General features: G+C 70.2%; 14 protein-coding genes, 1 tRNA gene and 1 rRNA gene. 4 read left to right on the top strand and 12 right to left on the bottom strand.

The window, feature by feature from the left end:
- The first annotated feature begins 66 nt into the window (after positions 1–66).
- From ACFY1E_RS40285 to ACFY1E_RS40275, 3 genes are read left to right on the top strand one after another with little or no spacing between them, the layout of a single operon-like run.
- Positions 67–5097, top strand: a complete 5031-nt coding sequence (locus tag ACFY1E_RS40285; protein WP_389085556.1) for an ATP-dependent helicase — start codon at positions 67–69, stop codon at positions 5095–5097.
- A gap of 56 nt (positions 5098–5153) precedes the next feature.
- Positions 5154–5993, top strand: coding sequence for an Fpg/Nei family DNA glycosylase (locus tag ACFY1E_RS40280; RefSeq protein WP_389085553.1), 840 nt, complete (start codon positions 5154–5156; stop codon positions 5991–5993).
- Positions 5994–6025: 32 nt separating this feature from the next.
- Positions 6026–6790 (top strand): SDR family NAD(P)-dependent oxidoreductase, encoded by a 765-nt coding sequence (locus ACFY1E_RS40275; protein WP_389085551.1) that lies wholly within the window; start codon positions 6026–6028, stop codon positions 6788–6790.
- On the opposite strand, the gene ACFY1E_RS40270 is transcribed toward ACFY1E_RS40275, so the two are convergent.
- The 9 genes from ACFY1E_RS40270 to ACFY1E_RS40230 form a co-directional block, all read right to left on the bottom strand.
- Positions 6738–7016, bottom strand: a complete 279-nt coding sequence (locus ACFY1E_RS40270; RefSeq protein ID WP_389085549.1) for a hypothetical protein — start codon at positions 7014–7016, stop codon at positions 6738–6740. The two genes, ACFY1E_RS40275 and ACFY1E_RS40270, sit on opposite strands and share 53 nt — an antisense overlap.
- Before the next feature lie 249 nt (positions 7017–7265).
- The gene (locus ACFY1E_RS40265) at positions 7266–7640 is read right to left on the bottom strand and encodes a helix-turn-helix domain-containing protein (protein ID WP_030947329.1); all 375 of its coding nucleotides are present in this window, start codon (positions 7638–7640) and stop codon (positions 7266–7268) included.
- Positions 7641–7749: 109 nt separating this feature from the next.
- Positions 7750–8295 carry a CinA family protein gene (locus tag ACFY1E_RS40260; protein ID WP_389085547.1) on the bottom strand — a complete coding sequence of 182 codons (546 nt, stop codon included), beginning with the start codon at positions 8293–8295 and terminating at the stop codon, positions 7750–7752.
- Positions 8292–9014, bottom strand: a complete 723-nt coding sequence (gene pgsA, locus ACFY1E_RS40255) for a CDP-diacylglycerol--glycerol-3-phosphate 3-phosphatidyltransferase (protein ID WP_389085544.1) — start codon at positions 9012–9014, stop codon at positions 8292–8294. The genes ACFY1E_RS40260 and pgsA overlap by 4 nt, the downstream gene beginning before the upstream one ends.
- On the bottom strand, positions 9011–10480 hold the full coding sequence (gene rimO / locus ACFY1E_RS40250) for a 30S ribosomal protein S12 methylthiotransferase RimO (RefSeq protein ID WP_389085542.1): 1470 nt from the start codon (positions 10478–10480) through the stop codon (positions 9011–9013). Before rimO ends, pgsA begins: the two co-directional genes overlap by 4 nt.
- 98 nt (positions 10481–10578) lie before the next feature.
- The gene (locus tag ACFY1E_RS40245; protein WP_344401673.1) at positions 10579–11418 is read right to left on the bottom strand and encodes a RodZ domain-containing protein; all 840 of its coding nucleotides are present in this window, start codon (positions 11416–11418) and stop codon (positions 10579–10581) included.
- Positions 11419–11663: 245 nt separating this feature from the next.
- The gene (locus ACFY1E_RS40240; protein WP_389085540.1) at positions 11664–14372 is read right to left on the bottom strand and encodes a DNA translocase FtsK; all 2709 of its coding nucleotides are present in this window, start codon (positions 14370–14372) and stop codon (positions 11664–11666) included.
- A 124-nt stretch (positions 14373–14496) separates the two neighbouring features.
- On the bottom strand, positions 14497–15180 hold the full coding sequence (locus ACFY1E_RS40235; protein ID WP_389085537.1) for a two-component system response regulator: 684 nt from the start codon (positions 15178–15180) through the stop codon (positions 14497–14499).
- 244 nt (positions 15181–15424) lie between these two features.
- Positions 15425–20896, bottom strand: a complete 5472-nt coding sequence (locus ACFY1E_RS40230) for a HAMP domain-containing protein (RefSeq protein WP_389085535.1) — start codon at positions 20894–20896, stop codon at positions 15425–15427.
- A gap of 376 nt (positions 20897–21272) precedes the next feature.
- Here ACFY1E_RS40230 and ACFY1E_RS40225 point away from each other — a divergent pair, with 376 nt between their 5' ends.
- Positions 21273–24026: a SpoIIE family protein phosphatase gene (locus ACFY1E_RS40225; protein ID WP_389085532.1), complete on the top strand. Its 2754-nt coding sequence runs from the start codon at positions 21273–21275 to the stop codon at positions 24024–24026.
- 60 nt (positions 24027–24086) lie between these two features.
- Here ACFY1E_RS40225 and ACFY1E_RS40220 read toward each other — a convergent pair.
- From ACFY1E_RS40220 to rrf, 3 genes are all read right to left on the bottom strand, one after another.
- Positions 24087–24162, bottom strand: a tRNA-Thr gene (locus ACFY1E_RS40220).
- 95 nt (positions 24163–24257) lie between these two features.
- Positions 24258–24920, bottom strand: a complete 663-nt coding sequence (locus ACFY1E_RS40215) for a DegT/DnrJ/EryC1/StrS family aminotransferase (RefSeq protein ID WP_389085832.1) — start codon at positions 24918–24920, stop codon at positions 24258–24260.
- Between the two features lie 114 nt (positions 24921–25034).
- A 5S ribosomal RNA gene (gene rrf, locus ACFY1E_RS40210) occupies positions 25035–25125 on the bottom strand; the annotation flags it as partial.

Genomic DNA, 25125 nt, shown 5'->3' with positions numbered 1-25125 from the left:
CCCAGCCCAGCGCACGCGAACCCGCAGGCCAGAGCCATTGTCAGTGGCCGGGTGCAGGATGGACGCATGGTCAGCTCCGCACACCGAGCCCTGGACGGCTTCTCCCCCGCGACCCGCGGCTGGTTCACGGGGGCCTTCTCCGCGCCCACCGCGGCCCAGGCGGGCGCGTGGCAGGCCATCAGAGAGGGCTCGGACGTGCTGGTGGTCGCCCCCACCGGCTCCGGCAAGACCCTGGCCGCGTTCCTCGCCGCCCTGGACCAGCTGGCCTCGACACCGCCGCCCGCAGACCCCAGGAAACGCTGCCGCGTCCTGTACGTGTCGCCGCTCAAGGCCCTCGCGGTCGACGTCGAACGCAACCTCCGCAGCCCTCTGACCGGTATCCGCCAGGAATCCGTGCGCCGGGGCCTGCCCGAGCCCGAGGTGAAGGTGGGCATCCGCTCGGGCGACACCCCGGCCGCCGAGCGGCGCGCCCTGTCCACCCGCCCCCCGGACATCCTGATCACCACTCCGGAGTCCCTGTTCCTGATGCTGACGTCGGCCACGCGCGACGCGCTGACCGGCATCGAGACGGTGATCCTCGACGAGGTGCACGCGGTGGCGGGCACCAAGCGCGGCGCGCATCTCGCGCTCTCCCTGGAGCGACTGGACGAGATCCTGCCGAAGCCGGCCCGCCGCATCGGCCTCTCGGCCACGGTCCGCCCGGTCGACGAGGTCGCGCGGTACCTCTCGCCGCGCCGCAAGGTGGAGATCGTCCAGCCGAAGTCGGGCAAGGAGTTCGACCTCTCGGTCGTCGTCCCGGTCGAGGACCTGGGAGAGCTGGGCGGCTCCCCGGTCGCCGACGGGTCGGAGGGCACGGAGCGCCCGTCGATCTGGCCGCATGTCGAGGAGCGGATCGCCGACCTCGTCCAGGCCCACCGCTCCACGATCGTGTTCGCCAACTCCCGTCGCCTCGCGGAGCGCCTGTGCAACAGGCTCAATGAGATCGCGTACGAGCGGGCCACGGGCGAGCCCCTGGACGAGCACCACGCCCCGGCCGAGCTCATGGGCGGCTCCGGAGCGGCGCAGGGTGCACCGCCCGTCATCGCGCGTGCCCATCACGGCTCGGTCTCCAAGGAGCAGCGCGCCCTGGTAGAGGAGGACCTCAAGGCGGGCCGCCTGCCCGCCGTGGTCGCCACCTCCAGCCTCGAACTCGGCATCGACATGGGCGCGGTGGACCTCGTCGTCCAAGTGGAGTCCCCGCCGTCCGTCGCCTCCGGCCTGCAGCGGGTGGGCCGCGCGGGACACCAGGTGGGCGCGGTCTCCACCGGCGTGGTCTTCCCCAAGTACCGCGGCGACCTCGTCCAGGCGGCGGTGGTCACCGAGCGCATGCGCACCGGCTCCATCGAATCCCTCAAGGTCCCCGCCAACCCCCTGGACGTCCTGGCACAGCAGCTGGTGGCGATGACCGCCCTGGACACCTGGCAGGTCGACGACCTGCTCGCCACGGTTCGCCGGGCCGCACCCTTCGCCTCGCTCCCGGAGTCGGCGTTCACGGCGGTCCTCGACATGCTCGCGGGCCGCTATCCGTCCGACGCGTTCGCCGAGCTGCGCCCGCGCGTGGTGTGGGACCGCGTCACCGGCACGGTCACCGGCCGCCCCGGCGCTCAGCGCCTCGCCGTCACCTCCGGCGGCACCATCCCCGACCGCGGGCTGTTCGGGGTCTTCCTCGCCGGAGCCGACCCCAAGAAGGGCGGCGGCCGGGTCGGCGAGCTCGACGAGGAGATGGTCTACGAGTCACGCGTGGGCGATGTCTTCACGCTCGGCACCAGCTCCTGGCGCATCGAGGACATCACCCGTGACCGCGTCCTGGTCTCCCCCGCTCCGGGCGTACCGGGCCGGCTCCCCTTCTGGAAGGGCGACCAGCTCGGCCGCCCGCTCGAACTGGGCCGCGCGGTCGGTCAGTTCCTGCGCGAGGTCGGCTCGCTGCCCAAGGAGGACGCCCGGCTGCGTCTCCTCGCGGCAGGCCTGGACGCCTGGGCCGCGGACAACGTGCTGTCCTACCTGGACGAGCAACGCGAGGCCTGCGGCCATGTCCCGGACGACCGCACCATCGTCGTGGAGCGCTTCCGCGACGAGCTCGGCGACTGGCGGGTCGTCGTCCACTCCCCGTTCGGCGCCCAGGTGCACGCGCCGTGGGCACTCGCCCTCGGCGCCAAGCTCTCCGAGCGGTACGGCATGGACGCCCAGGTCATGCACGCCGACGACGGCATCGTGCTGCGCCTCCCGGACGCCGACCTCATGGGCCTGGACCTGCTCGACCAGGAGCCGATGAAGGCGGGCACGGAGTACGACGCAGACCAGGCACCCGTCGGCGCCGCGGACGTCGTCTTCGACAAGGGCGAGGTCGACCAGGTGGTCACCGACCAGGTGGGCAGCTCCGCCCTGTTCGCGTCCCGTTTCCGCGAGTGCGCGGCCCGCGCGCTGCTGCTGCCGCGCCGCAACCCGGGCAAGCGCACCCCGTTGTGGCAGCAGCGCCAGCGCGCCTCCCAACTGCTCCAGGTGGCCAGCGAGTTCGGCTCGTTCCCGATCGTCCTGGAAGCAGTCCGCGAGTGCCTCCAGGACGTCTTCGACGTCCCCGGCCTCGTCGAGCTGATGGGCGACCTGGAGTCCCGCAAGGTACGCCTGGTCGAGGTCACCACCTCCGAGCCCTCCCCCTTCGCCCGCTCCCTCCTCTTCGGATACGTCGCCCAGTTCCTCTACGAGGGGGACTCGCCGCTCGCCGAGCGTCGCGCCGCCGCGCTCTCCCTGGACTCGCGGCTGCTGGCCGAGCTGCTGGGCCAGGCGGAGCTGCGCGAGCTGCTCGACGCCGAGGTGCTGACCGAGCTGGAGCGGGAGCTCCAGTGGCTCACCGAGGACCGGCGCGTCAAGGACGCCGAGGGTGTCGCCGACCTGCTGCGCCTGCTCGGCCCGTTGACCGACGCGGAGCTGGCCGAGCGCGGCGCCGAGCCGCAGTGGGCGCAGGAGCTGGCCCGCGCCCGCCGCGCGATCAAGGTCCGCATCGCGGGCGCGGACCACTGGGCGGCGATCGAGGACGCGGGCCGCCTGCGCGACGCCCTCGGCACTGCCCTGCCGGTCGGCGTCCCGGAGGCTTTCACGGAGCCGGTGAAGGACCCTCTCGGCGACCTCCTCGCCCGCTACGCCCGCACTCACGGCCCCTTCACATCGGCCACCGCGGCGGCCCGCTTCGGCCTGGGCGCGGCCGTCACGGAAGGCGCCCTGCAGCGCCTCGCGGCGAACGGCCGTGTCGTGCAGGGCGAGTTCCATCCGGCGGGCATCGGCCAGGAGTGGTGCGACGCGGCAGTGCTGCGCCGACTGCGCCGCCGTTCCCTGGCCGCGCTGCGGCACGAGCTGGAACCGGTGGCACCGGCCGCGCTCGCCCAGTTCCTGCCGCAGTGGCAGCACATCGGCAAGGGGCACGGCCTGCGCGGTGTCGACGGACTGGTGCGTGCCGTAGAGCAGCTGCAGGGCGCGTCCGTGCCTGCCTCGGCCCTGGAGAAGCTGGTGCTGCCGTCGCGCGTCGTCAACTACACGCCCGCGATGCTCGACGAGCTCACCGCCGCCGGAGAGGTCGTCTGGGCCGGCGCAGGCGCACTTCCCGGCAAGGACGGCTGGGTCTCCCTCTATCTGGCGGACGCTGCTCCCCTGCTCCAGCCCCCGCCACATCCGCTGGAACTGACCGCGCTCCACCAGTCCGTGCTGGACGCCCTCTCCGGGGGCTACGGCCTGTTCTTCCGCCAGATCGCCGACCAGGTCCGAGCGACCACCCACCCCGACGTCACCGATCCCCAACTCGCCGACACCGTCTGGGACCTGGCCTGGTCCGGACGCCTCACGAACGACACACTGGCCCCCATGCGCTCCCTGCTGGGCTCGGGCCGCACCGCGGGCTCCACGGCCCACCGCGCCAAGCGCAGCGTCCCCCGGGGGCGTTACGGCTCCCTGACGGCCGCGGCCCGCCCCGCCTCCCGCAGCGGCCCACCGACCGTCGCCGGCCGCTGGTCCCTGCTCCCGGCACGTGAGGCCGACCCGACGGTGCGCGCGCACGCCGTCGCCCGCACCCTCCTCGACCGGCACGGCGTGGTCACCCGGGGCGCCGTCTCCGCGGAAGGCATCGAGGGCGGCTTCTCGGCGACGTACCGCATCCTGTCCGCCTTCGAGGAGAGCGGCCAGGCACGGCGCGGCTATGTGGTCGAGGGGCTCGGCGCGGCCCAGTTCGCGATGGACGGCGCGGTGGACCGCCTGCGCGCGGTGTCCAACGCCCGCGACCGCGGTGAAGCCCTGCCGCAGCCGTCGGCCGAGGCCACGCCGAGCGGCTACTCCGCCGGTCCCTTCGGCTCGTCCCACGCCTTCACCGCGCCCGGCGACCCGAGCGCCGGAACGCCCCACGGCCACACATCCCACAGCTCCGACGATCCCGACACCTTCGACTGGACGGCCGGCTTCGACTCGGGGGGCGGCGCCGCCCGGAGCGGGGGCCGGCCCGAGTTCGACATCACCGGCTTCGAGGACGACTTCGGTCTCCCGCCCGCCCGCGCCTCACGGGACGAATACGTCTCGCCCCGCGACTTCGCGTCCCCAGGCGCAGGCGGCCCCCGAAGCGGTCCCGGAGCGCCAGCCGTCTCGTACGGCTCCGCTTTCCCCGATCGGCGCCCCCGTCCCACTCCCGACTCCCGAGCCGTCGTCCTCGCCGCAGCCGATCCGGCGAACGCGTACGGCGCGGCGCTGCCCTGGCCGGAGCCCCCGACCGGCGCGGGGCACAAGCCGGGGCGAAAGGCGGGTTCGCTGGTGGTCCTCGTCGACGGTGAGCTGACGCTCTACATGGAGCGCGGCGGCAAGACGCTGCTGGCCTGGCCCGCCGACCCGGAAGGCACGGCCACCGAGGATCCCCGTCTGCAGGCAGCGGCGCAGGCTCTGGCCGCAGCCGCCCGGGCGGGCTCCCTCGGCACGGTCACGGTGGAGCGGGTCAACGGCGCCTCGGCCCTGACGTCCCCCATCGGCACTCTCCTGGAAGGAGCAGGCTTCATCGCGACCCCGCGGGGCCTGCGGCTGCGGGCATGACCGCGAGGCCCCCGCTCTCCGGGCCCGCGAGCGCCCGCCCGTGACACCCTTGACCCATGCCCGAAGGAGACACGGTCTGGCAGACGGCGAGGCGCCTGCACGACGCCCTCGCCGGCAAGGTGCTGACCCGTAGCGACTTCCGGGTGCCCAAGTACGCCACGACCGACCTCACGGGCCGCATCGTCCTGGACGTCACCCCGCGCGGCAAACACCTCCTGACGCGTATCGAGGGCGGCCTGACGCTCCACTCCCATCTGAGGATGGACGGCTCCTGGAAGGTGTACGCGAACGGCATGCGCTGGACCGGCGGCGGCCCGTCCCACCAGATCCGCGTGATCCTGGGCAACGCCGACCGCACAGCAGTCGGCTACCGCCTCCCCGTCCTCGACCTCCTGCGCACCGCCGACGAACAGCGCGCCGTCGGGCATCTCGGCCCCGACCTCCTCGGCCCGGACTGGGACCCGCAGCAGGCGCTGGCCAATCTGCTGGCCGACCCCGCCCGCCCCCTCGGCGAAGCCCTTCTGGACCAGCGCAACCTCGCCGGCATCGGCAATGTCTACAAGAGCGAGCTCTGCTTCCTGCTCGGCGCCACCCCCTGGCTCCCCATCGGCGCGCTGCCCGCCGACCGCGCGGCGAAGCTGCCCGCGCTCGCCAAGAAGCTCCTGGAGGCCAACCGCGACCGGCCGGTCCGCACCACGACGGGCCGCCGCGGCCAGGACCTGTTCGTGTACGGCCGTGCACCCCGCCCCTGTCTGCGCTGTCACACCTCCGTCCGCGTGGCCGACCAGGGCGACGGCTCCCGCGAACGCCCCACCTACTGGTGCCCGAACTGCCAGACGGGACCTGCACCGAGTACCGCACCGCCCCGCGGAACTCCACGCCGTACGACTAATTGACGACCCGTCAGAAACCCTCGTACCGTCCCTTCATGCCCGTCAAGGCGTACGAACTCACCGGACGCACCGCATTCGTCACCGGAGCGGCCGGCGGCATCGGCCGCGCCTCGGCCGTGCTGCTCGCCGAGGCCGGCGCCACGGTCCACTGCGCCGACCGCGACGCGCAGGGCCTGCACGAGACGGCGACCCTGATCAAGGACGGCGGCGGCACCGCCCGCGTCCACCACCTCGACGTCACCGACCGGGGGCAGCTCAGACAGGCCGTCGAGGCCTGCGAGCGCCTGGACGTGATGGCCGCGATCGCCGGGATCATGCACAGCAGCCCGGTCCTGGAGACCCGGGACGAGGACCTCGACCGGGTGCTGAGCGTGAACTTCAAGGGCGTGCTGTACGCCTGCCAGGAGGCCGCCCGTCTGATGCTGGACCGGCAGACCGGCGGCAGCATCATCACCATGGCCTCCAGCGCCGTCGACACCGGCCGTCCCGGCCTGCTCTGCTACGGCGCGGCCAAAGCTGCCGTCGTCCAGCTGACGAAGACCCTGGCGAACGAGGTCGGCCGGCACGGCATCCGGGTCAACGCGGTCGCCCCCGGCTGGATCCGCACCCCCATGACCGACCGCCATGAAGCCGGGGCACAGGCGCAGACCGAGGCGCTGATGGCCCGGATGTCACCGCTGGGCCGGGTCGGCGAACCGGATGACGTCGCTCACACCGTGCTGTATCTGGCGTCCGACGCCTCGTCGTTCACGACGGGCCAGATCCTGCGTCCGAACGGCGGGGTGGCGATGCCGTGGTGACGCGGGCCGTCCGCCAGGCCACCCGCCACCGCCCTGCTCCCACGGCGCCCGTCGCCCCCGTCTTCGGCACACAGTGCACCGGCAGCAGACCCAGCCCCCAGCCCCCGGCGGCGACCGCCCCCTCCAGCACGCCGGCCCCGGGCGCAAACGCAAGCCGCAGCACCGCCCACCACCACAGCACCCCGAGCCCGAGAAACGCCCCCCAGCGGACTGTCGGCCGTGCCATGGACGCCACCTCCGGCCCCGAAGCTAGACCGCCGCCTTCACCCCCGGAAAGGGCGCACCGACGGCACATGGGCGCAACGCATCGCAGGCATCCACCATGACCGCCCCGGACCACACCGGCAAACGGACCGTACAGCCGTTCGACCCTCCGACAACACGAAAACCCCGACCGCACCTCCCCAGTTCTCCCTGGAGAAGCCCCGGCCGGGGCCTTGCACGTGCACGTCGGCTCAAGCCACGCGCGTGAACGTCACGCGGCGACCACGTCCACCGCCTCGGCGGGCGCCTTGATGGTCACCCGTTCCGGTGGCACACCGGTCACCGACACGGAACCCAGCATCGGACGAACCGGTGCGGGCACAGGCTCGGTGGCCGCAGCAGACTGGGCCAGCTCGGCGAGGGCGAGCTCGTCGCTCACTTCTCGCATGAGCTCGGACATCCGTACGTCCAGCGCGTCGCAGATGGCGGAGAGCAGTTCGGAGGAAGCCTCCTTCTGCCCCCGCTCCACCTCGGAGAGATAGCCGAGTGAGACTCGGGCGGACGAGGAGACTTCGCGCAGAGTACGGCCCTGGCGCTGGCGCTGCCGACGCAGCACGTCACCCAGCAGGCGACGGAGCAGAATCATCGGTGGCTCCCTCCTCGGACCGCGTAGCCGCATCCTTCACGCCCCACCGTACCGCCTCGCGCTGCGGCCGTGCGGGGAGCGATGTCGTGTTCACTCAGGGCTGCAAACATCAAAACCCCCCGTTCTGTTCCGTATCCTGTGCCAGCTCATTCCCGGACTGTTCGTTCGCAAGCTCCTTCAGGAGCAGTGCGAGTACGCTCCGTACACTCTCCATACGAATTTCCGCGCGGTCGCCGTTCAACCGCAGGGCCTCGACTTTTCCGCCACCGGCGGAACCGGAATCCGCTCCGAAGGGGCCGTCCACGGCCACGAAAACCGTCCCGACGGGCTTCCCGTCCTGCGGTTCCGGGCCCGCGACACCGGTCGTCGCGATGCCCCAGTCGGCGCCCAGCGCCTTGCGTACGCCGGCCGCCATCTGGGCCGCGACCTGCGGGTCCACCGCTCCGCGCTGTGCCAGCAGGGTGTCGTCGACGCCCAGGATCTCGTGCTTCAACTCGGTGGCGTAGGCGGTCACCGAACCGCGGAACGCCTTGGACGCTCCTGGGGCAGCTGTGATTTCCGCCGCAACCAGCCCGCCCGTGAGCGACTCGGCGACCGCGAGGGTCTCGCCCCTCACCGTCAGTAGTCGTACGACGTCGGCGGCCGGAGAATTCACGCTTCCGTCTCCTCCAACGCGGCCTTGCGCTCGGCGATTCCCTGCCTGCGCAGCACAATGGCCTGTCTTACATAGTCGAGTCCGGTCACCACGGTCAGCACGACCGCCGCCGCCATCACCCAGAACCGCAGGGTGGCCAGCCAGCCCGTGAGCGCCAGGACATACATCCCCACGGCCACGCCCTGGATGAGCGTCTTCAGCTTGCCGCCCCGGCTCGCCGGGATGACGCCGTACCGGATGACGATGAAACGCAGCAGCGTGATCCCCAGTTCCCGGCCCAGGATGACGATCGTCACCCACCACGGCAGGTCGCCCAGCGAGGAGAGACAGATCAGCGCCGCCCCCATGATCGCCTTGTCGGCGATGGGATCGGCGATCTTACCGAAGTCGGTGACGAGGTCGTACGTGCGCGCCAGATGACCGTCGAAGAGGTCGGTGATCATGGCGATGGCGAAGGCGGCCCAGGCGAAAGAGCGCCACGCCGGGTCGTATCCGCCGTTGGCCAGCATCAGGGCGACGAAGCCGGGCACGAGGAGCAGCCGGAGCATGGTCAGCAGGTTGGCGACGTTCCAGACGCTGGCCTGGTTGACTGCCGCGGCGGCCAGCTTTCCGCCCCTCGGGGACTTCGCCCCGGTCTGCCGGTCGGAGGCGGCGGGGCCGGCCGGCGAGGAATCCGCCGGGGAGGAGCCGTTGGCCGCCGATGCCGGTACTCCGGTCATCTGCCCGCCTCCTCACTACACCCGAGCGAGCCCGTCAGCGGCTCGGCCACCAGGTCGACACCTTCCGTACCGACCACCTTCGCCTCGACCATACGGCCGACGCTCAGACCTTCGCCGCTCGTGAGCAGCACCTGGCCGTCCGTCTCCGGCGCCTGGTGCGCCCCGCGGCCGTACACGCCGTCCTCGTCCACGGACTCCACGAGCACGTGCACGGTCTCACCCACGCGCTCCTCGGCCCGCTGCGAGACCAGTTCCTCGGCCAGCCGGGAGACACGGGCCAGCCGCTCCGCGACGACGTCCTCGGGCAGCTTGTTCTCGTACGTCGCCGCCTCCGTGCCCTCCTCGTCGGAGTAGCCGAAGACGCCGATGGCATCCAGCCGCGCGCCGTTCAGGAACCGCTCCAGCTCGGCCAGGTCGTCCGCGCTCTCGCCCGGGAAGCCCACGATGAAGTTGGAGCGCACGCCCGCCTGGGGGGCCTTGCTCCGGATGGTGTCGAGCAGCTCCAGGAAGCGGTCGGTGTCGCCGAAGCGGCGCATCGCCCGCAGCACGCCGGGGGCGGAGTGCTGGAAGGACAGGTCGAAGTACGGGGCGACCTTCGGCGTCGAGGTCAGGACGTCGATCAGCCCGGGACGCATCTCGGCCGGCTGGAGATAGCTCACACGCACGCGCTCCAGGCCGTCGACCTCGGCGAGCTCCGGCAGAAGTGACTCCAGCAGGCGGATGTCGCCGAGGTCCTTGCCGTACGAGGTGTTGTTCTCGGAGACCAGCATGATCTCCTTGACGCCCTGCTCGGCCAGCCACCGGGTCTCGTTCAGCACGTCGCTCGGGCGGCGGGAGATGAACGAGCCTCGGAAGGACGGGATGGCGCAGAAGGAGCAACGGCGGTCGCAGCCGGAGGCGAGCTTCACCGAGGCGACCGGTGCGCCGTCCAGCCGGCGGCGCAGGGGCGCACGGGGGCCGGAGGCGGGCGCCAGTCCGTCCGGGAGATCCGCCGGGCCGTGCCCGGGCAGCGCGACCTCGGCTGCGGACTCCTGGCGCTCCGCGGGGCTGATCGGCAGCAGCTTGCGCCGGTCCCGCGGGGTGTGGGAGGCGTGGATGCCGCCGTTCAGGATGGTCTGCAGTCGGTCGGAGATGTCCGCGTAGTCGTCGAAGCCGAGTACGCCGTCGGCCTCGGGGAGGGCCTCGGCGAGCTCCTTGCCGTACCGCTCGGCCATGCAGCCCACCGCCACGACGGCCTGGGTTCTGCTGTGGCCCTTGAGGTCGTTGGCTTCCAGGAGGGCGTCGACGGAGTCCTTCTTGGCGGCCTCGACGAAGCCACAGGTGTTGACGACGGCGACGTCCGCTTCCGCGGCGTCCTCCACGAGGTCCCAGCCGTCCGCCTCCAAGCGGCCTGCGAGCTCCTCCGAGTCCACCTCGTTACGGGCGCAGCCAAGGGTGACGAGTGCGACGGTACGGCGTTCAGGCATGCGCTCAAGACTACTTCGTCTCACTGACAGCCCACGTCGACGGGGTTGGCCGATCTTGGCCAACCCCGTATGTGCCCTGCCCCGCCGTCGGCCGACCGTCAGCCGGCCTGTGGGTCACCCTTCGTGTACGTGAGGCGCTCCACCGCGCCGGACTGGAAGTTGTCGTCGATCTTCTTGCCGTTGACGTAGAGCTGGATCGCGCCCGCGTCGCCGAGGACGAGGTTGATCTTCTCGCTGTCCTGGAAGGTCTTGGAGTCGCCCTGCTTGAGGAGCCCGTCGAAGAGCAGCCGGCCGTTGTGGTCCTTGGCCGAGATCCAGCTGCGGCCGTTGGCGGCGCTGACCTGGACGGTCACCTTGTCCTGGGGCGCGGCCGCGATGGCGCTGTCCGAGGGGTTGGACTTCGGGATGTCGGACTTGCTGCTCTTGGGCGTGGGCGAGGCCGACTTGCTCGTCGAGGGCGTGGATCCCTCGGCGACCTGGGTCTTCGCGCCGCTGTCGTCGCCGCCCTTGAACGCGGTGAAGCCGACGAAGCCGACCACGGCGACGATCGCGGCGACCATGGCAGCGGTCCAGTTCGGTCCGCGCCGCTCGGGGCGGATGCGTTCCGCTTCGAAGAGGGGGGCCGCGGGGGTCGGCGCGGGGCGGCCGCCGTGCTGGGCGTCGTACTGCGCGAGCAGCGGGGCCGGATCGAGGTGGACAGCCTTGGCCAGGGTCCGGATGTGGCCCCGGGCGTAGACGTCGCCGCCGCAGGGGGCGAAGTCGTCGGCCTCGATGGCGTGCACGATGGCGATGCGGACCCGGGTGGCGTTGGTGACGTCGTCGACGGTCAACCCGGCCGCGATTCGCGCCTGCCGGAGGGCATGGCCGATGGAGCGGTGGGCTTCCGCGCGATCGTCTTCGAACGGACGCTCGTCTTCAGGGGAGTTGCCGATGGACACGGGGGCGCCTTTCGAGCGTTTAAGCCACCTGTGCTGGAGGTTCAGTCTATGGGGGGTGCGAAAGGGTGGGGCAACCGGGCGGTCGGACTTTGTAGCCCATCGGAATGGCCGGACACGCCGATGGTGGGGTGCGCGATTGTCGCTTCCCTCAACTTGACGTACGTGGACGGGAAACGGTTGCTCAATGATCCCTTACGGGTGAGTCACGATCGGACATCGGTGGCCCTCCCGCGCGAGCCTCTTTCTCAAGCCTCCCCGCGGATCACCGCGAGCACGCCGTCCAGCTCGTCAGCCTTCACAAGAACGTCACGAGCTTTCGACCCTTCGCTCGGTCCGACGATGCCCCTGGACTCCATGAGGTCCATGAGCCGCCCGGCCTTGGCGAAGCCGACACGCAGTTTGCGCTGGAGCATGGACGTCGACCCGAACTGCGTGGAGACCACCAGCTCGGCGGCCTGGCACAGCAGGTCGAGGTCGTCGCCGATCTCCTCGTCGATCTCCTTCTTCTGCTTGGTGCCCACGGTGACGTCGTCCCGGAAGACGGGCGCCATCTGGTCCTTGCAGTGCTGGACGATCGCCGCGACCTCCTCCTCGGTCACGAAGGCGCCCTGCATACGGGTCGGCTTGCTCGCACCCATCGGCAGGAACAGCCCGTCGCCCTTGCCGATCAGCTTCTCGGCACCGGGCTGGTCGAGGATGACGCGGCTGTCGGCGAGCGAGGAGGTGGCGAACGCGAGCCGCGAGGGCACGTTCGCCTTGATCAGGCCGGTGACGACGTCGACCGAGGGCCGCTGCGTGGCGAGCACCAGGTGGATGCCCGCCGCGCGCGCGAGCTGTGTGATGCGCACGATCGCGTCCTCGACGTCCCGCGGCGCGACCATCATCAGGTCGGCGAGCTCGTCGACGATCACCAGCAGATACGGATACGGCTGCAGCTCCCGCTCGCTGCCCTCGGGCAGCTTGACCTTGCCGTTGCGGACGGCCTCGTTGAAGTCGTCGATGTGCCGGAATCCGTACGCGGCCAGGTCGTCGTACCTGAGGTCCATCTCCCGTACGACCCACTGGAGCGCCTCGGCGGCCCGCTTCGGGTTGGTGATGATCGGCGTGATCAGGTGCGGGATGCCCTCGTAAGCGGTGAGCTCGACCCGCTTGGGGTCGACGAGGACCATACGGACGTCCTCGGGAGTCGCGCGGACCATGATCGACGTGATCAGGCAGTTGATGCACGACGATTTACCGGAACCGGTGGCTCCGGCCACGAGGACGTGCGGCATCTTCGCAAGGTTGGCCATCACATAGCCGCCCTCGACGTCCTTGCCGAGCGCGACCAGCATCGGATGGTCGTCCTCGGCCGCCGCCGCCAGGCGCAGCACGTCTCCGAGGTTGACCATCTCGCGGTCGGTGTTCGGGATTTCGATGCCGACCGCGGACTTCCCGGGGATCGGGCTGATGATCCGCACGTCCGGACTGGCGACGGCGTACGCGATGTTCTTGGTCAGCGCGGTGATCCGCTCGACCTTCACCGCGGGGCCGAGCTCGACCTCGTAGCGCGTGACCGTCGGCCCGCGGGTGAAACCGGTGACGGCGGCGTCCACCTTGAACTCGGTGAAGACGTTGGTGAGCGACGCGACCACGGCGTCGTTGGCGGCGCTGCGCGCCTTGCCGGGGCCGCCGCGCGTGAGGAGGTCGAGGGAGGGCAGCGAGTAGGTGATGTCACCGGAGAGCTGAAGCTGCTCGGCGCGCGCGGGCAGGTCGCTCGGCGCCTCCGGGGCGGGCTTGGTGAGGTCGGCGACCTCGACCTTCAGCTTCTCCTGCTTGGGGCGCGCGGCCGGCACGGCCTTCGCTGCCGGCGCGGGCGTCGGTGTGCTCTCCTCGCGGTCCCCGACGCTCACCCCCTGGGTGAGGTCGGCGACGATCGGCGAGGGCGGCATACCGTGCAGGACGGCGCCGTCGAGCGCGGCGGCCGCGGCCGCCGCGACGTCCACGGCGTCCATGGGGCGCTGCATGTCGGGCTGTGGGACCGCCGACCTGCGCGGGCGGCCACGGCGCCGCGAGAGGGCCTCCTGCTCCGCTCCGTCGGGGTCGTACGACTCGGGGGCCGGACCACGCCTGCGCGTGCGTGCGGGCAGCGCCTCGCGCCACTGGTCGTCGTAACGCTGATCGTCATCGGTGAACTCGTCCTCCTCCGGATCGTGGAGGACGCCGAGCTTCACTCCGAGCAGCCGCAGCCGCTGCGGAATGGCGTTGACGGGAGTCGCCGTGACGACGAGCAGACCGAAGATCGTCAGCAGCACGAGCAGAGGTACGGCGAGGACGTCGCCCATCGTGTACGTCAGCGGGGTCGCCGCCGCCCAGCCGATGAGGCCGCCGGCGTCCCTTATCGCCTGCATGCCGTCGCTGCGGGCGGGCGCCCCACAGGCGATGTGGACCTGGCCGAGCACACCGATGGCGAGCGCGGACAGGCCGATCACGATGCGGCCGTTGGCCTCGGGCTGCTCGGGGTGGCGGATGAAGCGCACGGCGATGACCGCGAGCAGTATCGGCACGAGCAGGTCGAGGCGGCCGAAGGAGCCGGTCACCAGGATCTCGACCAGGTCGCCGACGGGCCCGCGCAGATCGGCCCAGGTGCCCGCGGCCACGATGAGCGCGATGGCGAGCAGCAGCAGGGCGACACCGTCCTTGCGGTGGGCCGGGTCGAGGTTCTTGGCGCCGTTCCCTATGCCGCGGAAGACGGCGCCGACGGCGTGCGCGACGCCGAGCCAGAGGGCGCGGACGAGCTTGTAGACACCCCCGGTCGGATTCGGCGCAGGCTTCGGCGGCGGCGCCGACTTCTTCGCCGCGGCTTTCCTGGCCGGGGCCTTCTTCGCCGGGGCCTTTTTCACAGCGGCCTTCTTCGCCGGAGCCGCCGCCTTCTTCGCAGGCTGCTTCTTGGCAGCGGAGGGACGTGAGGCCATAGAGGTGAGGTTACCGGTGGAGGCGACAGCGGACACGTGTGCCCACTGCTTCACCCGTTCGTGTCGCCCTGAGGCGGGCGCGGAACTGACGCGTCCTCATGGACAACTGGTCCGCGCCCGGAAGTCAGTTCTGCGAGGACACCGAGGACGCGCTTCCGGCGCCCGGCTCCAAGGCGTCCAGCGCCCGCCGCAACCCTGTGAGTTTGCGTTCGAGATGGGCCGCGGTGGCCACGGCCGCCGCATCCGCCGAATCGTCGTCGAGCTGCTTCGACAGCGCCTCGGCCTGCTCCTCGACCGCCGCGAGCCGCGCCGACAGCTCGGCGAGCAGGCTGGCGGGCTCCTTGGCCTCGCCCGCCGCGGTCTTGCCGCCGCCGCCCTCCAACTGGAGCCGCAGCAGCGCCGCCTGCTCCCGCAGCTGGCAGTTCTTCATGTACAGCTCGACGAAGACCGAGACCTTCGCGCGCAGCACCCACGGGTCGAACGGCTTGGAGATGTAGTCCACCGCGCCGGCCGCATACCCACGGAAGGTGTGGTGCGGGCCGTGGTTGATCGCGGTGAGGAAGATGATCGGGATGTCCCGGGTCCGCTCGCGCCGCTTGATGTGCGCGGCTGTTTCGAAACCGTCCATTCCCGGCATCTGGACGTCCAGCAGAATGACCGCGAAGTCGTCCGTGAGCAGTGCTTTGAGCGCTTCCTCCCCGGACGATGCCCGCACCAGCGTCTGATCGAGCGCGGAGAGGATGGCCTCCAGCGCAAGCAGATTCTCCGGCCGGTCATCGACCAGGAGGATCTTGGCCTTCTGCACCATGGCCCGCCCTCCTCGCCCCGGATGTGCACCGGGCGCCGCCCCTGGGGACGACTCCCTTTCGCCGCCCGTCCTTGTGCCGGTCATCGTAGCCGCACCCCGCCCGTCGCCACACCCTGTCACCGTGATGTCACTGTGCACGTAGCAGAAACGTAGCGGGAGACCAGAAGGTTCCCCGAATCCCGTACTTCTACACGGCTTCGGGCACACTGAGTCAGCAACTCCGCGTGAACATCGATGGTTCCCGTCACTCCCCCCGCATCCACTGCTCCATCACCGACAGCAGGTGATCGGGATCGACCGGCTTCGTCACGTAGTCGGAGGCACCCGATTCGATCGCCTTCTCCCGGTCGCCCTTCATCGCCTTCGCGGTCAGCGCGATGATCGGCAGGCCCGCGAACTGCGGCATCCTGCGGATCGCCGTGGTCGTCGCGTAGCCGTCCATCTCGGGCATCATGATGTCCATCAGGACGACTGCGACGTCGTCGTGCTGTTCCAGGACCTCGATGCCCTCACGGCCGTTCTCGGCGTACAGCACGGACAGCCCGTGCTGCTCGAGCACGCTGGTCAACGCGAAGACGTTACGGATGTCGTCGTCGACGATCAGCACCTTCTGGCCGCCGAACCGGATCCCGCGCTGCACCTGCGGCGCCTCGTCCTGCTCGGCTGCCGACCACTGCTCGTGGGTCGCCAGCCGCTGGTCGGCGTCGAGGCCGTGCCTGCGGCGGCGCCTGAAGAGCGCGGCGGCGCCGTTCTGCGTCTCCCGGTACGACTTCACCTCGGCCGGCGTCTCGATCTCCGCCTCGGACAGATGAGCGAGGTCCGAGGCGGCCACCAGGTCGCCGGCGTTCAAGGCGGGCAGGGCCTGCTGGTAGCCCTGCGGCGGCAGTTCGCTGGGGTGCAGCGGCAAATACAGCGTGAACGTCGAGCCGCGTCCCGGCTCGCTCTGCGCATGGATCTCACCGCCGAGCAGCTGCGCGATCTCCCGCGAGATCGACAGGCCCAAACCGGTACCGCCGTACTTGCGGCTCGTCGTGCCGTCCGCCTGCTTGAACGCCTCGAAGATCACGCGCATCTTGCTGGCGGCGATACCGATACCGGTGTCGGTCACCGAGAACGCGATCAGATCCGCGTCCGGATCGGTCATCGACCCGGCCTCCAGCAGCTGCTCCCGGATCGCCGCCGGCACCTCCCGGCCGGCCGGCCGGATGACCAGCTCCACGGCTCCGGAGTCGGTGAACTTCACCGCGTTGGACAGCAGGTTCCGCAGCACCTGCAGCAGCCGCTGTTCATCGGTGTGCAGTGTGGCAGGCAGCTCCGGCGACACCCGTACGGACAGGTCGAGGCCCTTCTCCGCGGTCAGCGGCCGGAAGGTGGCCTCCACGTAGTCGACGAGCTGCACGAGCGCGATACGCGTCGGGGAGACGTCCATCTTGCCCGCCTCGACCTTGGACAGGTCGAGGATGTCGTTGATCAGCTGAAGCAGGTCCGATCCGGCGCCGTGGATGGTCTCGGCGAACTCGACCTGCTTCGGGGTGAGGTTGGAGTCCGCGTTGTCGGCGAGCAACTTGGCCAGGATCAGCAGCGAGTTGAGCGGTGTGCGCAGCTCGTGCGACATGTTGGCGAGGAACTCGCTCTTGTAGCGCATCGACACGGCGAGTTGCTCGGCGCGCTCCTCGAGGACCTGCCGCGCCTCCTCGATCTCCGTGTTCTTGACCTCGATGTCGCGGTTCTGCTGGGCCAGCAGTTCGGCCTTCTCCTCCAGCTCGGCGTTGGACGCCTGGAGGGCCTTCTGCCGGTTCTCCAACTCGGCCGAGCGCTCACGGAGTTGCTCGGTCAGCTCCTGCGACTGCTTCAGCAGCTGCTCCGTCTTGGTGTTGACGGAGATCGTGTTGACGCTGGTCGCGATCATCTCGGCGATCTGGTTGAGGAAGTCCTTCTGGATCTGCGTGAAGGGATTGAAGGAGGCCAGCTCGATGACACCGAGCACCTTGCCCTCGAACAGCACCGGAAGGACGATCACTTGCGCGGGCGGCGCCTCGCCGAGGCCGGAGGAGATCTTCAGGTAGCCGCTGGGCGCGTTCTCCACGAGGATCGTGCGCTTCTCCTCGGCTGCCGTCCCGATCAGCGCCTCGCCCGGCCGGAACGACGTCGGCATGGAGCCCATCGAGTAGCCGTACGACCCCAGCATGCGCAGCTCGTACGCGTCCTCGCTCTCGGCGCTCAGGTCCTTGCCGTCCATGAGCGGCATCGCCACGAAGAATGCGCCGTGCTGGGCCGAGACCACAGGAGTCAGCTCGCTCATGATCAGGGAGGCCACGTCCTGCAGATCGCGGCGGCCCTGCATCAGCGCGGAGATACGGGCGAGGTTGCCCTTCAGCCAGTCCTGCTCCTTGTTGGCGATGGTGGTGTCACGCAGGTTGGCGATCATCTTGTTGATGTAGTCCTGGAGCTCCTGGATCTCGCCGGACGCGTCGACGTCGATCTTCAGGTTCAGGTCGCCGCGGGTCACCGCGGTCGCCACGCGCGCGATGGCGCGCACCTGCCGAGTAAGGTTTCCTGCCATTTCGTTCACGGACTCGGTGAGGTCGCGCCAGGTGCCGTCGACGTCACGCACGCGTGCCTGACCGCCGAGCTGTCCTTCCGTGCCCACCTCGCGGGCGACTCGGGTGACCTCCTCGGCGAAGGACGACAGCTGGTCGACCATCGTGTTGATCGTCGTCTTGAGCTCGAGGATCTCGCCGCGGGCGTCAATGTCGATCTTCTTGGTCAGGTCGCCCTTCGCGATGGCCGTGGTGACCATGGCGATGTTGCGCACCTGTCCGGTCAGGTTGGACGCCATGCCGTTCACCGAGTCGGTGAGGTCCTTCCAGGTGCCCGCAACTCCCGGCACATGCGCCTGACCGCCCAGGATGCCGTCCGTGCCCACCTCGCGGGCCACCTTCGTGACCTGATCGGCGAACGAACTGAGCGTCTTCACCATCGTGTTGAAGGTGTCAGCGAGCTGCTGCACCTCGCCGCGCGCCTCGATCGTCACCGTCCGTGTCAGGTCGCCGTTGGCGACGGCGGCCGCGACCTGGGAGATGTTCCGCACCTGCATGGTCAGGTTCTTGGCCATCAGGTTCACATTGCCGCTGAGGTCCTTCCAGATGCCCGTGACACCCGGTACGTGCGCCTGGCCGCCCAGGATGCCCTCGGTGCCCACCTCACGGGCCACCCGGGTCACCTGCTCGGCGAAACTGGACAGCTGGTCGACCATCGTGTTGACCGTCGTGACGAGCTCGAGAATCTCGCCCTTCGCGTCAACGGTGATCTTCTTGGACAGGTCGCCCTTGGCGACCGCGGTCGTGACCTCGGCGATGTTGCGCACCTGGATGGTCAGGTTGTTCGCCATGAAGTTCACGGACTGGGTGAGGTCCTTCCAGGTGCCGGAGACCCCCTGCACCTCGGCCTGACCGCCGAGCTGCCCCTCCGTACCCACCTCGCGGGCGACCCTGGTGACCTCCTCCGCGAACGACGACAGCTGGTCCACCATCGTGTTCAGGGTGTTCTTCAGCTCCAGGATCTCCCCGCGCGCGTCCACGGTGATCTTCTGGGACAGGTCACCTCGGGCGACCGCGGTGGCGACCTGGGCGATGTTGCGCACCTGGGCCGTCAGGTTTCCTGCCATTCCGTTCACGGAGTCGGTCAGGTCCCGCCACACGCCGGCCACGCCGGGCACCTGCGCCTGACCGCCGAGGCGGCCCTCCGTGCCCACCTCGCGGGCCACCCGGGTCACCTGGTCGGCGAATCCGGAGAGCTGGTCGACCATCGTGTTGATGGTGTTCTTCAGCTCCAGGATCTCCCCGCGCGCGTCCACGTCGATCTTCTGGGACAGGTCGCCCTGGGCGACCGCGGTCGTCACCTGGGCGATGTTGCGCACCTGGGCCGTCAGGTTGCCGGCCATGCCGTTGACGGAGTCGGTGAGCTCCTTCCACGTACCGGCCACACCCGGTACGACCGCCTGGCCGCCCAGCCGGCCCTCGGTCCCCACGTCACGGGCCATCCGCGTCACCTGGTCGGCGAAGGACGACAGCTGGTCCACCATCGTGTTCACGGTGTTCTTCAGCTGGAGCATCTCGCCGGAGACGTCCACGGTGACCTTCTGCGACAGATCGCCGTTGGCGACCGCCGTCGTCACCTGGGCGATGTTGCGCACCTGCCCGGTGAGGTTGCGGAACGCGGTGTTGACCGAGTCGGTCAGGTCCTTCCAGGTGCCGGCCGCGCCCGGCACCTGCGCCTGCCCGCCCAGCTCACCCTCGACACCGACCTCGCGCGCCACGCGCGTGACCTCGGAACCGAACGACGACAGCTGATCCACCATGCCGTTGACGGTGTTCTTCAGCTCGAGCATCTCGCCGGCCACGTCGACGGTGACCTTCTGGGAGAGGTCACCGTTGGCCACCGCCGTGGTGACAGCCGCGATGTCCCTCACCTGAATGGTCAGATTCCGGAACACCGTGTTGACGGAGTCCGTCAGGTCCTTCCACGTACCCGCCGCGCCCGGCACGTTCGCCTGGCCGCCGAGCTGTCCCGCGGCGCCGACCTCGTTGGCCACGCGCGTGACCTCGTCCGCGAAGATCCGCAGCGTCTCCGTCATCTGGTTGATCGTGTCCGCGAGCTGCGCGACCTCGCCGCGCGCCGACACGGTGACCTTCTGCGACAGGTCACCGTTGGCGACCGCCGTGGTGACCTGGGCGATTCCGCGCACCTGGGCCGTCAGGTTGCCGGCCATGAGGTTCACCGAATCGGTGAGGTCCTTCCACACGCCGGCCACGCCCGGCACCTGCGCCTGCCCGCCGAGCTCGCCCTCGGTGCCCACCTCGCGGGCGACTCGCGTCACCTCGGAGGAGAAGGACGACAGCTGGTCCACCATCGTGTTGACGGTGTTCTTCAGCTCCAGCATCTCGCCGGCGACATGAACGGTGACCTTCCGCGACAGATCGCCCTTGGCCACCGCGGTCGTCACCAGGGCGATGTCCCGCACCTGTGCCGTCAGCCGGTACGCCATGGTGTTGACGGAGTCCGTGAGGTCCTTCCACGAACCCGACATGCCACGCACGCGCGCCTGCCCGCCCAGCTTGCCTTCGGTGCCCACCTCGCTGGCCACGCGCGTGACCTCGTCGGTGAAGGTCGACAGCTGGTCGACAAGGTTGTTTACAGTCCGCCCGACCTTGAGGAACTCCCCGCGCAGCGGATGCCCGGTCCCGTCCGGCGCCTGCGTCCGCAGCTCCATACGGGGCGAGAGATCACCCTCCGCGACCGCGGACAGCACCCGGCCGACCTCGGAGACGGGCCGTACGAGGTCGTCCACGAGCGCGTTGGACGCCTCGATGGCAGCCACCCAGGAGCCTTCATACGCACCCGTCTCCAGCCGTTCGGTGAGCTTGCCCTCACGGCCCACCATGCGCCGTACCCGCGACAGCTCACCCGTCAGATGGAGATTCCGGTCGGCCACCTCGTTGAAGACCGCCGCGATCTCCGACATCACGCCGTCTCCGGACACCGTGAGCCGCTTGCGGAAGTTCCCGTCGCGCATCGCCACGAGAGCCGCCAGCAGCCTGTTCAGAGAAGCCGTGTCCACTGCGGTCGTCCCGCCGCGCGGTTTGCGCTGGTTGTTCAGGGACTGTCCGCCTTTCGCGCGCGTCTTCGTGCCCCGCGTCGCTGCGCCAGACTCCACTGTGTCCCTCCCGCAGGGGTCGACCGTTACTGCTGTGCTCCGGTACCACCGCTGGCCGTACCAGTTACTGCTGCCTGTCTCTGCCCGATGTACCAGGCCGCACCACGGGCTGCTGCCCACTGCACGCGGAAGCCACTCGGCCTGTCCGGACCTTCACAAGAAGCTTGCCCAGTGTTTCACCCTGCCTGAACCCGGCCATAACAGTTCGGCAGCTTCGCACATCGTCCGCACACCCTCTGGGCGGAAACACTGCAGACCGGCATCCGCATGGCCGTCGAAGGTAAGTAACCTTGCATGCGGCTGTCCAGCCGCGCCGGTCCGTCCGGCCTGGGCGGTGGCACGAGAACGAGCGGGCATCGGAGGGGCGGCCGCACACATGACCACCGGACTGATCCCGGGGGGACAGCCCCCGGACCCCCGGCCGACGGGCGGTCTGCCGCATCAGCGGCACGAGCCGGTCGGCCAGGCAGCCCTGCCCGTCGACAACCGGCCGAGGAGTTCTGTGATCACCGCGCGCGCGGCCGCCAGCTTCGAGCCCGTCGGACGATCGGTAGCGACCGCCCGCTCCTTCGTCCGCGACACCCTCCAGGGCTGGGGCTTCGCCGACATCGTCGACGACGCCGTGGTCCTCACCAGCGAGCTGGTCACCAACGCCGTCGTCCACGCGGGCACCTCCGCGGACGTCCTGTGTCTGCGCAGTGACGAAGGCGTACGGATCGAGGTGGCCGACCGGTACCCGGAGCGAGAGATCCCCCTCCAGGGTCACCCCGTCAACATGGGCAGCCCGGACCGCGAGGGCGGCCGCGGGCTCCAGCTGTGCGCCGCACTCGCGGGCCGCTGGGGTGTCGAGTACACGCCCACCCACAAACAGGTCTGGTTCCAGCTCGACCTCCCCGAACGCGCCGTGGGCACCCGCGCCGCCGGCCCGTCCCTCCCCGCCGACCTCCTCCCCCTCGCCGACGGGCGGGTCCGTGTCGCGGTCGTCCAGATCGACCGCAGCGGTTCCATCACTTCGTGGAACGAGGACGCAGAGGAACTCTTCGGTTACCCCGCCGAACAGGTGATCGGAAAGCCCCTTACCGATCTCGCCGCGTGGCCGCACACCCCCGGCACCAGCACCGGCATCGCCGAGGCCCTCCAGCTCTCCCGCTGGGAGGGCAGCTACGGCATAAGGGGCGCCAACGGTCGCGTCACCCCCGTGTACGCCTCCCACCTCCGCGTCCGCGACACGGACGGCGACCCGTCCACCGTCTGCCTCCTCGTCCGGGACCACGAGCGGGCCGTCCTGCAGACACCGCTGCGCATGCCGGCCTCCGACACGGCACCCGCCGCCGACGGCCAGAACACCGACCCCTTCGAGGTCTTCATCGGCTCGCCGGCCCCGGACGACCTCGACGGCCTCCTCCAGCGCACGGTGGAACGTGCCCGCGACATGCTCGACGCCGACTCCGCCTTCCTGCTGCTCGCGACCGACGACGAGACCGAGCTGGAGGTCCGCGCCTCCACCGGCCTGCCCTCCGCCCGACAGCGCTTCGCGCGCGTGCCCGTAGAGGCGGGCCCCGGCCGATACGGCTCCGCCCGCATGCCGGCCGTCCACGACGACCTCACGGCCGTACCCGGCGCCGTCCCGCTCCTGAGCGGCACCGGCATGCGCTCGGTCGTCACGGTCCCCCTGAAGGTCGAGGGCCGCCTCACCGGCTCCCTCGGCGTGGCGGCCGAGAGCCCCGGCAGATACTCGAACGAAGAGGCCCTGCGCCTCCAATTCGCCGCCGACCGCATCGCGTTGGCCGTCGAATCGGCCCGCCTCGGCGAACTGGAACGCCTGCGCCGAGGCTCACTCAGCTTCCTGGTCGAGGCCTCCGACCTCTTGGCGGGCACCCTGGACCGCGACCAGACCCTGGCCCTGATGGCCCAGATGACGGTCCCCACCCTCGCCACCTGGTGTGCCGTCTACACGATCGCCGACCAGGCCTCCGAGCCGTATCTGTCGTACGTCCTGCACGAGGACGAGGAACTCATCGACGGCATCAAGTCGCTGCTGTCCAAGGTCCCGCCGCCCGATCCGGTACCGACCCCGGGCGCCCGCGTCTGGTCCGCCCCCGGTGAGGTCGCCCACCGGGCGGCCCTGCGCAGCTCCATGCGGAGCCTGGGCCTGAGCGGCGGCCCGACCCACCAGATCGCCTCGGGCATCGGCCCCACGCTCGCCACCGCCTCCGCGGTCGGCGGCGAAACCGTCGTACTCCCCCTGGTGGCGCGCAACCGAGTCATCGGCATGCTGACCCTCGGCAAACCCACCGACGAACACTTCCGCCAGGAAATCCTCGAACTGGCCGAGGACCTGAGCCGACGAGCCGCCCTGGCCCTCGACAACGCCCGCCTGTACTCCGAGCGCACGGCCATCAGCCAGTCCCTCCAGCGCAGCCTGCTGCCCCCGGAACTCCCGGAGATCGACGGCGTGGAGGTCGAGGTCATCTACCGCGCAGCCGGCGAGGGCAACGAGGTCGGCGGCGACTTCTACGACCTCTTCCCGATCAGCGACGGCGCCTACGGCTTCGCCATCGGCGACGTCTGCGGTACGGGCCCCAACGCGGCGGCGGTCACGGGCCTCGCCCGGCACGCGCTCCGCCTCCTGGCCCGCGAGGGCCTCAGCGGCCCTGCGGTCCTGGAGCGACTGAACTCGGCCATTCTCGACGAGGGCGCCCGCAGCCGCTTCCTGACCCTCCTCTACGGCGAGCTACGGCCGCAGGAGGACGGCAGCGCCGAGCTGAAGGTGGTCTGCGCCGGCCACCCCCTCCCGCTCCGTCTGCGCCAGGACGGCACGGTCGAACCGGCCGCCGAACCCCAGCCGCTCCTGGGCGTCATGGAGGACCTGGAGCTCTACGAGCAGACGGTCACCCTCGACCCGGGCGACGTCCTCCTGTGCGTCACGGACGGCGTCACCGAACGCCGTGAAGGCACCCGCATGCTCGGCGACGACGGCCTCACCGACGTCCTGACCACCTGCACGGGCCTGACGGCCGGTGCGGTTGCCGCCCGCATCATGCGCGCCGTGGAACGCTTCGCATCCGACGCCCCGTCCGACGACATGGCGATCCTGGCAATGCGGGTCCCGGGCCTGCACAAGGACTGAGGGACCAGGGACCCGCGAGCACCGAAAAAGGCCCCGCCCAATTGGGCGGGGCCTTTCGTCTGGAGCCCCCAAACGGAATCGAACCGTTGACCTTCTCCTTACCATGGAGACGCTCTGCCGACTGAGCTATAGGGGCCTGTCACCTTGAGGAGTTTTCCCCGCGGCAACGGAATAGATCATACCCCGAACAGACACGTGCTCCCAACCATGTCGTGCAGTGCCGACCGCCGCTCAGAAAGCAGGCTGAAGCAATCCGCCCAGTGCATTGCACGCGCCCACGATCCGCTGCATGTCCCGCTTGGTCAACGCGGCGTCCACAGGCAGTGCGAGGGTCTCGTCGGCGGCCCGCTCGGTCTCCGGCAAGGACACGCACCGGCGGAATTCCGGCAGTCGGTGCACAGGCGTCTTCACCGGCACCCGGCACTCAACTCCCCTGGCACGCACGGCCCGAGCGAAGGCATCCCGATCCGGCCGCCCGTTCCCCGGCACCCGCACCACGTACTGCTGATAGGTGTGCCCGTCACCACCGTCGGGCGTCCGCACACCCCTCAACTTGGCGTCGAGATAGGCGGCCCGCTCCCTGCGCTGGGCGACTTCGTCGTACGGCACCTCCGACTCCCCGTGCTCCAGCACCAGAAGCCCGTGCCGCTGCCCCACACCGTGCAGTCGCGCGATGTCGGCCGGCCGACCGAAGCGGTGTACGACAACGACCGCCGCCGTCCGCGGAGTTACGGCTGCTTCGACAGCGGCCGGGTCGAGGCAGTACGTCAGCGGATCTATGTCGGCGAACACCGGCAGCGCGCCGGCGAGGGCGACGGCCCCGGCGACCTCGGAGTTCCCGAAGGCCGGCACGACAACCTCGTCACCGACTCCGACGCCGGCGGCCCTGAGCATTGCAGCAGTACCCATGCTTCGGATGGTTGTTGCGGAACGTGAACTTCAAGTGACGGAGAACAAAAAAGGGTTGGACCCCGAACCGAAGTTCAGGATCCAACCCTTTGAATAATTGTTCGGCGGCGTCCTACTCTCCCACAGGGTCCCCCCTGCAGTACCATCGGCGCTGTAAGGCTTAGCTTCCGGGTTCGGAATGTAACCGGGC

The sequence above is a fragment of the Streptomyces sp. NPDC001604 genome, assembly GCF_042893475.1.
GTDB lineage: Bacteria > Actinomycetota > Actinomycetes > Streptomycetales > Streptomycetaceae > Streptomyces.
The sequence above is the reverse complement of the archived record's forward strand: the minus strand, read 5'-3'. Positions and strand labels throughout refer to the sequence as shown.